The organism is Bradyrhizobium sp., from assembly GCF_049798375.1.
GTDB lineage: Bacteria > Pseudomonadota > Alphaproteobacteria > Rhizobiales > Xanthobacteraceae > Bradyrhizobium.
Window position 1 is genome coordinate 1 of the sequence record NZ_JBARGP010000018.1, and the last position, 9,961, is coordinate 9,961.

A 9,961-nucleotide genomic window follows, 5' to 3' on the forward strand; every position below is an offset into this window, starting at 1 on the left:
ACGCGCGGATGTCGCCGGTGGCCTTGCAGGTGTGCCAGTCGTTCATCGTCGTGTTGAAGTGCAGGCCGGGATCGGCCGAGGCCCAGGCGGCGTGGCCGATTTTTTCCCAGAGCTCGCGCGCCTTCAGGGTCTTGGTGACCTTCTTCGTGGTGCGGCCGATCAGGTTCCAGTCGCCATCGGTTTCCACCGCGCGCAGGAAGTCGTCCTTCAGCGACACCGAATTGTTGGAGTTCTGGCCGGAGACGGTGAGGTAGGCTTCGGAATCCCAGTCGGTGTCGTAGATCGGGAAGTCGATCTCCTTGTAGCCCTGCTTGGCGAACTGGATCACCCGCTTGATGTAGTTGTCGGGCACCAGCGCGCGGCGCGCCAGCTTGATCTCGCGGCGCAGCGCCGGGTTCTTCTCGGCATCGAAGCAGTCGTCGCCCGAGCCCTCGCAATTGACACAGGCCTTCAGCACGGCCTTGAGATGCTTCTGGTTGATCTTGGAGCCGGTGACGAGAGCTGCGACCTTCTGCTCCTCCTTCACCTTCCAGTCGATATAGGCCTCGATGTCCGGATGGTCGGCGTCGACCACCACCATCTTGGCGGCGCGGCGCGTGGTGCCGCCCGACTTGATCGCGCCGGCCGCGCGGTCGCCGATCTTGAGGAAGCTCATCAGACCGCTTGAGCGGCCGCCGCCCGACAGCTTCTCGCCTTCGCCGCGCAGGCTGGAGAAGTTGGAGCCGGTGCCGGAGCCGTATTTGAACAGGCGCGCCTCGCGCACCCAGAGGTCCATGATGCCGCCCTCGTTGACGAGGTCGTCGCCGACGCCCTGGATGAAGCAGGCATGCGGCTGCGGATGCTCGTAGGACGATTTCGACTTGGTCAGCTTGCCGGTCTTGTAGTCGACGTAATAATGGCCCTGGCCGGGGCCGTCGATGCCATAGGCCCAGTGCAGTCCGGTGTTGAACCATTGCGGCGAGTTCGGCGCCACCATCTGCTTGGCCAGCATGAAGCGCAGTTCGTCGTAGAACGACTGGGCGTCGGTCTCGTCGGTGAAATAGCCGCCCTTCCAGCCCCAATAGGTCCAGCAGCCGGCGAGGCGGTCGAACACCTGCTTGGCGGAGCGCTCGCTGCCATAGCGCTCGCTCTCGGGCAGCAGGCTAAGCGCCTCAGTGTCGGGCACCGAGCGCCACAGGAAGGAGGGCACGCTCTCTTCCTCGACCTTCTTCAGCCTGGCGGCGACGCCGGCTTTGCGGAAATATTTCTGCGCCAGCACGTCGGATGCGACCTGCGACCAGAACTGGGGCACCTCGACATTCTCGAGCCGGAACACCACCGAGCCATCGGGATTCTTGATCTCCGAGGTGGTCAGGCGGAAATCGATCCCCGTGTAGGGGGACTGGCCGTCAGTGGTGTTGCGCCGTTCAATCCGCATCGGTCGTATCCCAATTTTCTGCCGGACCGCGCCCCCGCAGTCTCGGATCATTTCATCTGCCGCGCCAGGCCCCAAGCCGGGACCGCTGCCGCAACTGTTCAACCGGTTTGATCCGGCCTGTCTCTCTTCAACGCCCCAACTGTGCCGCCGGGCCTTTTGCTGGCCCGTATCGGCGTGTCCCGTACGGCCTCGAACAGGGCAGACAAGCCCGTCACCCGAGGCCTCACCGGCCGGCGGAGTGGTCGTTTCAAAGCCCTTCTGGGGATGGCCGGTGGGACAACAAACTCTCCCGTCCGAGCCAGGCCGAAAGCTAGGCCGACTCCATCGTGCCCGTCAAGAACTAGTGCGAGTTCCTGAATCAAACACTAAATATGGTGGAAATTACGGGGAGACAGGGGTCTGCCGGTGTTGTGACCGTGCCTAAGTATCGGTGAATCCGACTGGATTCGAAACACAGAAATTTTTCGCGCAGGGCTGTCCACAGCCCTTCATCCCGCTCTCCACAGGGCAGGTATTTGTTGCTGTGGAATGCGCGTTGGGGCTTGCATGTGGACGACTCATGGCACCGGCCTGCGATCCAGCGCCTCACGGACCATTTGCGCCAGTTCCGAGCGCCGATAGGGTTTGGACAGGAGCAGGGCGCCCGGGTCGAGCTGGCCGTGTTCGACCATCGCGTTATCGGTATAGCCGGAGGTGTAGAGCACCCGCACCGCCGGCCGCAGCCGCGCGATTTCGGTGGCGAGCTCCTTGCCGGTCATGCCGCCGGGCATGATGACGTCGGTGAACAAGAGATCGAAGCGCAGGCCTGATGTCACCGCGACAAGCGCCTCGGCGCCGTTGGCGACTGCCGTCGTGGTGTAGCCGAGCCCGTGGAGCTGGCCGACCACGAACGTGCGCACCAGTGTGTCGTCCTCGACCACCAGGATGGTCTCGTTGCCGTGCGGGATCAGTACCTCAGGCGCTGCATCGGTCGCAGCGCTCGCCTTGGCCGGCGGCAGATAGAGCCGGATCGTGGTCCCGCGGCCTTCCTCGCTGTAGATCTTGACGTGTCCGCCGGACTGCTTGGCAAAGCCATAGACCATGGAGAGGCCGAGCCCGGAGCCCTTGCCCGCGTCCTTGGTGGTGAAGAACGGCTCGAACGCGCGGTCGCGCACCTCGGCCGGCATGCCCGTGCCGGTGTCGCTCACCGCCACCATGATGTAATTGCCCGGCACGACGCCGGCATTGGCCGCAGCATAGGCCTCGTCCAGCGCGGTCTTGTGGGTCTCGAGCAGCAGCTTGCCGCCATTGGGCATGGCGTCGCGGGCATTGATGGCAAGGTTGACCAGCGAGTTGGCGAGCTGTGCCGAGTCGATATGGGCGATCATCACCTCCTCTTCGAGGATCGAGTTGATCTCGATCTGCTCGCCCAGGGTCGGGCGCAGCAGCTTGGCGATGTCGAGCACGGTGGAGTTGACGTCGATGTCGCGTGGCCGCAGCGGCTGCTTGCGGGCGAAGGCGAGCAAATGGCGAATCAGCTCGGTGCAGCGGTCGGCGGCCCGGCCGACCAGGGCCGCGAGCTCTGATGTGGCCGGCCGGTCCCCGATCTCGTCCACCAGCGCCTCGATCGAGCCGGTGATGATGGTGAGCATGTTGTTGAAATCGTGGGCGACGCCGCCGGTGAGCTTGCCGATCGCATCGAGCTTCTGCGCCTGCTGCAACAGCCGCTCGCTCTCATGGGCATCGGTGATGTCCTGATAGACCAGCGCCGCGCCGCTGATGCCGCCGTCGGGGTTGCGCAGCGGACGGCCGCTGACCATCAGGCGGTGCTGCGGCCGTCCGTCGGTCGGCTTGACCACGACCTCCTTGCGGTCGAACTCCTCGCCGCGCAGCGTGCGCGCGATCGGCAGAGCGGCCTCGGCGATCGGCGTCGCGCCGTCGCTCTCGTACAAGCGGTTGTCCACCTTCATGTCGGTGAAGGTCTTGCCCGGCCGGCTTCCGAGGAACTGCGCGACCGCCGCGTTCGAGAGCACGATCTTGCCGTCGGGCTCGATCACCAGGACGCCTTCGGCCATGCTGTTGAAGGTGTTCTCCAGGATCTCGGAGGAATGCCGCAGATTCTCATAGGCCGCGGCCAGATGATCCTGCTGCTCCAGAGCGCGTGCTTCGAGCGAGCTGGCTTCGACCTTGGAACGGTTCAACGATGAGCGCAGCGCACGGTCGGAAAGATAGGTGCTGCGGATCAGATAGGCCGCAATCAGAAGAATGAGCGTCACGCCGGCGAGATCGGCCGCCAGCAGCAACGTGCCTGATGTTCGCGACGTCGCCGAACGCGCGGCCAGTTGCCGTTTCTCCTCTGCGGTGAATTCGTCGAGACGCTGCGAGATCACCGTCATCGCCGTGCGGCCTTCGGCCCGGGTATTGAGCGCATCGATCCCGGCCTGGTCGGAGACGGCATGGAGCCGGATCAACTCGCCTGAGAGCGCGACCCGGCGCTGGATCAGCCCGTCGATGCTCCGCAGCCGCTCGGACTGCGCGGGATTGTCAGCCACCTCCGCCTGGAGCGCGGCAAATGCCGCCGGAATCCGTGCGCTCGCCGTGCGAAAGTCGTCGATGAGATTCAGCGCGCCGGTCAGCGCGTAGCCGCGCCCGGCCGCCTCGACCTGACGCAGCTCGACGCGAAGCTCCGAGGTATCCTGCAGGACCTTCAGCGTATGGTTGACCCGCGCGGCATCGTGCCGCGACTTGATGTCGAGCGCGGTGGACGCGGCCCCGATCCCGAGCAGCATGCCAAGACCGATGCCCGCTGCGACGCCTCTGCGGATCATCGCGCCGCCTCACCTGTGGGCATCGCCATGGCTTGTCTCCGTCGTCGTCAGTCCTGTGGCGCCGGTATCGGAACGTTGATCGGCGCGTCGAGGGCGGCGCGGATCATCTGCGCGAGCTCCGAGCGGCGATAGGGCTTGGCGAGGAGCAGGGCGCCGTGATCGAGCCGGCCATGGGCGAGCATGGCATTGTCAGTATAGCCGGAGGTATAGAGTACCCGTGTCCGCGGCCGCAGCCTCAGCACCTGTTCGGCGAGCTCCTTGCCCGTCATGCCGCCGGGCATGATGACGTCGGTGAACAGGAGGTCGAACGCGCGGCCTGAGGTCACAACGGCGAGCGCCGCCGCGCCTGATGTCACCGCGATGGTGGAGTAGCCGAGGCTGCGCAATTGGGCGAGCACGAAGTCGTGCACCAGCGGATCATCCTCGACCACCAGAATGGTCTCGGTGCCGAACGGCATCGGCCCATGCGTCACGGGCGCGATCTGCGCGTCCGCGCGCGCCGGCGGCAGATAGAGGCGGACGGTCGTGCCGTGGTCTTCCTCGCTGTAGATCTTGACGTGGCCGCCGGACTGTTTGGCAAAGCCGTAGACCATGGAGAGCCCCAATCCCGAACCCTTGCCGGCTTCCTTGGTGGTGAAGAACGGCTCAAAGGCGTGGTCGCGAATCTCGGCCGGCATGCCCGAGCCGGTGTCGCTGACCGCCACCATGATGTAGCCGCCGGGCGTGACGCCGGGATTCGCCGCGGCATAGGTTTCGTCGAGCACGGCCAGGCTGGATTCGAGCAGCAGCTTGCCCCCATTGGGCATGGCGTCGCGAGCGTTGATCGCGAGGTTCACCAGCGAGTTGGCAAGCTGCGCCGAGTCGACATGCGCGATCAACCTGTCGTCATCGAGAATCGTGTGGATCTCGATCTGCTCGCCAAGCGTCGGCCGCAACAGCTTGGACATGTCGAGTACGGTCGCGTTGACGTCGATGTCGCGCGGCCGCAGCGGCTGCTTGCGCGCGAACGCCAGCAAATGGCGGATCAGCTCGGTGCAGCGATCGGCGGCCCGACCGATCAGGACGGCAAGCTCGACTGCGGCCGGACGGTCCTGGATGTCGTCGATCAGGGTTTCGATCGAGCCGGTGATGATGGTGAGCATGTTGTTGAAGTCGTGCGCGACGCCGCCAGTGAGCTTGCCGATCGCATCGAGCTTCTGCGCCTGCTGCAACAGCCGCTCGGTCTCCAGCGTGTCCGTGATGTCGTGATAGACCATGGCCGCGCTGGTGATCTCGCCGGCGCGACTGCGCAACGGCCTGCCGCTGACCATCAGGCTGAAGCTACCGCGGCGATTGTTGTGCCGAACGATGATTTCGCGCCGGTCGAACGGCAGGCCGCGCAAGGCGCGCGCCGTCGGCAGCTCGAAATCGGGAATCAACGTCGTTCCATCGTGCTCGAAGAAGCGATTCTGGTCCTTGATATCGAACAGCGTGGTGTCGGCTTTCAGCTGGAAGATCCGCGCTGCAGCCGGGTTCGAGAGCACGATGGCGCCGCTCTGGTCGATCACCAGCACGCCTTCGGCCATGGTGTTGAAGGTGTTGTTCAGGATGGAGGCCGAGTGGCGGGCTTCCTGATGGGCGACGTCGAGATGCTGCATCTGCTCGACGGCCTGTGCCTCGAGCGTGCTTGCCTCGGTTTCGGAACGGCTGAGCGACGACCGCAGCGCGCGATCGGCGAGATAGGCGCGGCGGATCAGATAGGCTGCGATCATTAGCAACAGCGCCAGCCCGGCCAGGTTGACCGCCAACAGCAATGCCCCGTTCGCTCGCGACGTGGCCGTGCGTTCATCGAGCAGGCGCTTCTCCTCAGTAGCGAACGCGTCGAGCTGTCCGGCGATCTCGGTCTGCGATGCGCGCCCTTCGGGCTTGGCCTGAAGCGCCGCGAGGCCGGCGCCGTCGGATGCGGTGGAGAGGCGGACCAGTTCGCCCGATGCCGCGATCCTGCGTGCAATGAGGTCCCTGATTTTGGCGAGCCGCGTCAACTGCGCCGGGTTGTCCTGCACGGCCCGCTGCAGGTCGGTTGCGACCGCCGGAATGTTCTTGCGAGCGTCTTCGAACTCGGCAACGAAGTCCGGCGAGCGGGTCAGCGCAAAGCCCCGGGAGGCACTTTCCACCTGCCGAAGCCGCAGCCGCAGCTCGGAGATCTTCTGCAGCACCTCCAGCGTATGTTCCACCCAGCCGGCATCATGACGGGATTTAATGTCCAGCGCCGTCGCGGCTGCTCCAATGGCCAGCAGAATGCCAAGGCCAAGTCCGATCGTCCAGCGCTGTCGGATCATTGCTTCTCAGTCTCGGTCGTGCTCTGAAACGCGTGTCACTGTCTGAAACGCATAGTACCGCGTGCGATGCGCAAGAATCCGGATTGGAGCCCATCGCGGTCTGATGGTGCATGATATGCATTTGCCTGAAATGCATCGCCCCTAGCCTCGATCCGCCGGCAATGGCGGGCTCCTTGTGGTGGCCTGCGCCGCGCTGTCGGACTCGCCGAGTGCCAAGCGAACCATCTTAGCAAGTTCTGACTTCCGGTAGGGTTTCGTCAGGAGTAACGCATCCTGGTTGATGCGGCCATGCTCAATTAGTGCATTGTCAGTATACCCGGAGGTGTATAGGACCTTCGCCCCTGGCCGGCGGCGGCGGACCTCCTCGGCAAGCTCCTGACCGTTCATGCCGCCGGGCATGATAATGTCCGTGAACAGAAGATCGAAACTCTCACCGGCGTCGATCCGGGTAAGCGCTTCGGCTGCGGTCGAGGCCGGTATGGTTTTGTAGCCGAGCGCTCGCAACTGCACGATGACGAAATCGCGCACGAGCCTGTCGTCCTCCACAACGAGGATCGTCTCGCCGCCCTGCGGCAACGGTGCGTCAGGCGCCAGCGCGGTCAAGCCCTTGCCCTTAGCCGGCGGCAGATACAGGCGGATCGTGGTGCCCCGGCCTTCCTCACTGTAGATTTTGACGTGGCCGCCGGACTGCTTGGCGAAGCCGTATACCATGCTCAGGCCGAGACCCGAGCCTTCACCGGCCTCCTTGGTGGTGAAGAACGGCTCGAACGCCCGGTCCCGCACCTGCTGTGGCATGCCGACGCCGGTATCGCTGACCGCAACCATGATGTAGCAGCCTGGCGCGACGTCGGGATTGGCCTTGGCGTAGCTGTCGTCGAGCTCCACCATCCGGGTCTCGAACAGCAGCTTGCCACCATTCGGCATCGCGTCACGTGCATTGATCGCCATGTTGACCAGCGAATTGGCCAGTTGCGCGGAATCGATGTGGGCGAACATCACCTCTTGCTCGAGGATCGAGTTGATCTCGATCTGTTCGCCGAGCGTCGGGCGCAGCAGCTTGGCGATGTCGAACACCGTGCTGTTGACGTCGCTGTCGCGCGGATGCAGCGGCTGTTTCCGCGCGAACGCGAGCAGGTGGCGGATCAGCTCGGTGCAACGGTCGGCGGCCTGGCCGATCAATGCCGCGGTAGCCGCGGCCGCCGGACGGTCGCGCAGGTCGTCGATCAGTGCCTCGATCGCGCCGGTGATGATCGTCAGCATGTTGTTGAAATCATGCGCGACGCCGCCAGTGAGCTTGCCGATTGCGTCCAGTTTTTGCGCCTGATGCAACAGCCGCTCGGTCTCGTGGGGCGCCGTGATGTCGTGATACACCATCGCCGCGCCGGTGATATCGCCCCTGGCGTTGCGTAGAGGGCGACCGCTGACCATGAGGCGGATGCCTTCGGAGCTCTCCCCCAAGTGAACCACCACCTCGTGGCGGTCGAAGGCTTCGCCGCGCAGCACGCGCGGCGTCGGCAGCTCATTGGCCGGAATCAGCGTGACGCCATCGCGTTCGAAGAAGCGTCGCTCCGCTCTGATGTCCGTGAGGCGTCGGCCCGCACGGTAGCCGAGCAGCCGTTCGACCGCCGGATTGGAGAACACCACCGCATCAGTGGAGTCGATGACCAGCACGCCTTCGGCCATGCCGTTGAAGGTGTTCTGCAGCACTTCGGCTGAATGACGGAGTCGCTCGTGGGCGGCGGCAAGGTTCGCATCCTGCTCCTGTGCCTTCGCGGCGAGCGAGCTCGCGGTCGCCCTTGTATCGACGAGCGTGTCATGGAGCGCGCGCTGCGCCAGATAGGAACGACGGATAATGAACGCGGCAATGAGGAGAACCAGCCCTACGCCCGTCAGATCGATCGCCAGCAGCAGCGAGCCTGTAGATCGTGAGGCGGCCGAGCGCAACGCCAGTAGACGCTTCTCCTCGACCGTGAAGCGGTCGAGATTGGAAAAGATCGTCGCCATGACGGCCCGGCCTTCGCCACGGCTTGTCAACGCCTTGGTGCCGTCCAGGTCGCCGGCAGCATGGAGGCGAACGAACGCGCCGCTGATCTCGAGCCGGTGGCTGATCAACGGCGCCGTATTGCGCAGCAACTCGACCTGGATGGGGTTGTTGTCGGTCGCTTGAAGCAGGTCGGCGAGGGCCGGCGGGATCCTGTGGGTGGCGTCTTCGAACTCGGCGCGCAACTCTGCAGAGTCGGTCAGCATGAAACCGCGCGCCGTGCTCTCGGCCTCGCGAAGCAGCAGCCGCAAGTCCGAGGTCTTCTGCAGCACTTCGAGCGAATGATCGACCCAAGCCGAATCATGGCGCGATTTGATGTCGAGCCCGACGGATGCCGCGCCGATCATCAGCAGCATTCCAAGACCTAATCCAAGAGCGACGCGTTGCCGGATCATCGGCACAACTCAAGCGTCGCTCGCGCCTGGCGGCAAGCACAAATCTTGCTCGCACCAATCGTGTGCTTCCCGCGTCTCATCGCGTCGGGCGTCTGGTGCAGCGAGCACAGCGCGTTCCACTCGCCGCACCGGCTTGGCGCGGAGGAGGCCGATGGAATCTGGAAAAGCAATGGCAGAATAATCATCCGAAATCTGACAATTGGTCGAGGCATCACGAGTCGGCGCACCGAATCCTGCTGCCCTCGAGCATCAGCTGCTCAAGTTGTTCACACTCACGATGGCGGCGGGAAAAGCCCTGGCAATCGGCGAGATTGGCCTGGATGCGCGCTGACGCAGGTACTGATCGGAGAGACGCGGCAGCCCCCTTGAGGAGTGCGCTCAACACAGAATCACAGGATCAGGCGTTTATGACCTGAAAGCTGCGCGCTTTCTGCACGCCACCGGGCATACTGGCCGATCCGACTGGGCACAATGTCGCGATCTCAGCGAAATTCTCGCTTCTGTGTCCTGGCGGACGCAAAAAAATGACAAAGGCGGCGCAAGCGCCGCCTCCGTCGTCAGCAATAGAGCTTCACCTTACGGGCAGGGATGCCGCTCGCCGTCATAACCGAGATAGGTGCCGGAGGCGGGATCGTATGACCGATAGCGCTGCGCGCAATAGCTGGCATCGCCGCCGACGACACCGACCTCGACGGCCGGCGCGCTGTCATCGTAGTAGTAGGAATTGTCGGCGTAGTAGTCCGGGCCGTAATCATAATAGCCCGGGCCGCCGTAATAGGCATAGGAATTCGCCAGCGCGCCGCCAACGAATGCGCCCGCTGCCACACCCGGCCAGAAGCCACCACCGTGGTGGCGCCATCCGCCGCCGTGCCAGCCGCCTGGGCCCCGGCCGCCTGCCGCTGCAAAGTTCTGACCACGGCTGGCCGCAAAGTTCGCGCCGCCGCCATTCATCGGACCGCGTGCCGCGAAGGACGCTCCACCGC

At 64.5% G+C, this 9,961-nt stretch carries 4 protein-coding genes and 1 pseudogene; all 5 read right to left on the reverse strand.

Annotation, left to right across the window (positions count from 1 at the left end; translation table 11 throughout):
* Window positions 1–1,417, reverse strand: a pseudogene (locus tag WA702_RS00705) (vitamin B12-dependent ribonucleotide reductase); the annotation flags it as partial.
* A 557-nt stretch (window positions 1,418–1,974) separates the two neighbouring features.
* Window positions 1,975–4,224 (reverse strand): CHASE3 domain-containing protein, encoded by a 2,250-nt coding sequence (locus WA702_RS00710; protein WP_425108605.1) that lies wholly within the window; start codon window positions 4,222–4,224, stop codon window positions 1,975–1,977.
* A gap of 47 nt (window positions 4,225–4,271) precedes the next feature.
* Entirely contained in the window at window positions 4,272–6,542 is a 2,271-nt protein-coding gene (locus WA702_RS00715) for a CHASE3 domain-containing protein (RefSeq protein ID WP_425108606.1), read from the reverse strand.
* Window positions 6,543–6,683: 141 nt separating this feature from the next.
* Window positions 6,684–8,978: a CHASE3 domain-containing protein gene (locus WA702_RS00720; protein ID WP_425108607.1), complete on the reverse strand. Its 2,295-nt coding sequence runs from the start codon at window positions 8,976–8,978 to the stop codon at window positions 6,684–6,686.
* Between the two features lie 576 nt (window positions 8,979–9,554).
* The coding region (locus WA702_RS00725; RefSeq protein ID WP_425108608.1) for a BA14K family protein at window positions 9,555–9,961 on the reverse strand (407 nt) is incomplete at its 5' end.

Coding starts and splice junctions, on each gene's coding strand:
- WA702_RS00710 (WP_425108605.1), bottom strand. CDS start 4,224: ATGATCCGCAGAGGCGTCGCAGCGGGCATCGGTCTTGGCATGCTGCTC.
- WA702_RS00715 (WP_425108606.1), bottom strand. CDS start 6,542: ATGATCCGACAGCGCTGGACGATCGGACTTGGCCTTGGCATTCTGCTG.
- WA702_RS00720 (WP_425108607.1), bottom strand. CDS start 8,978: ATGATCCGGCAACGCGTCGCTCTTGGATTAGGTCTTGGAATGCTGCTG.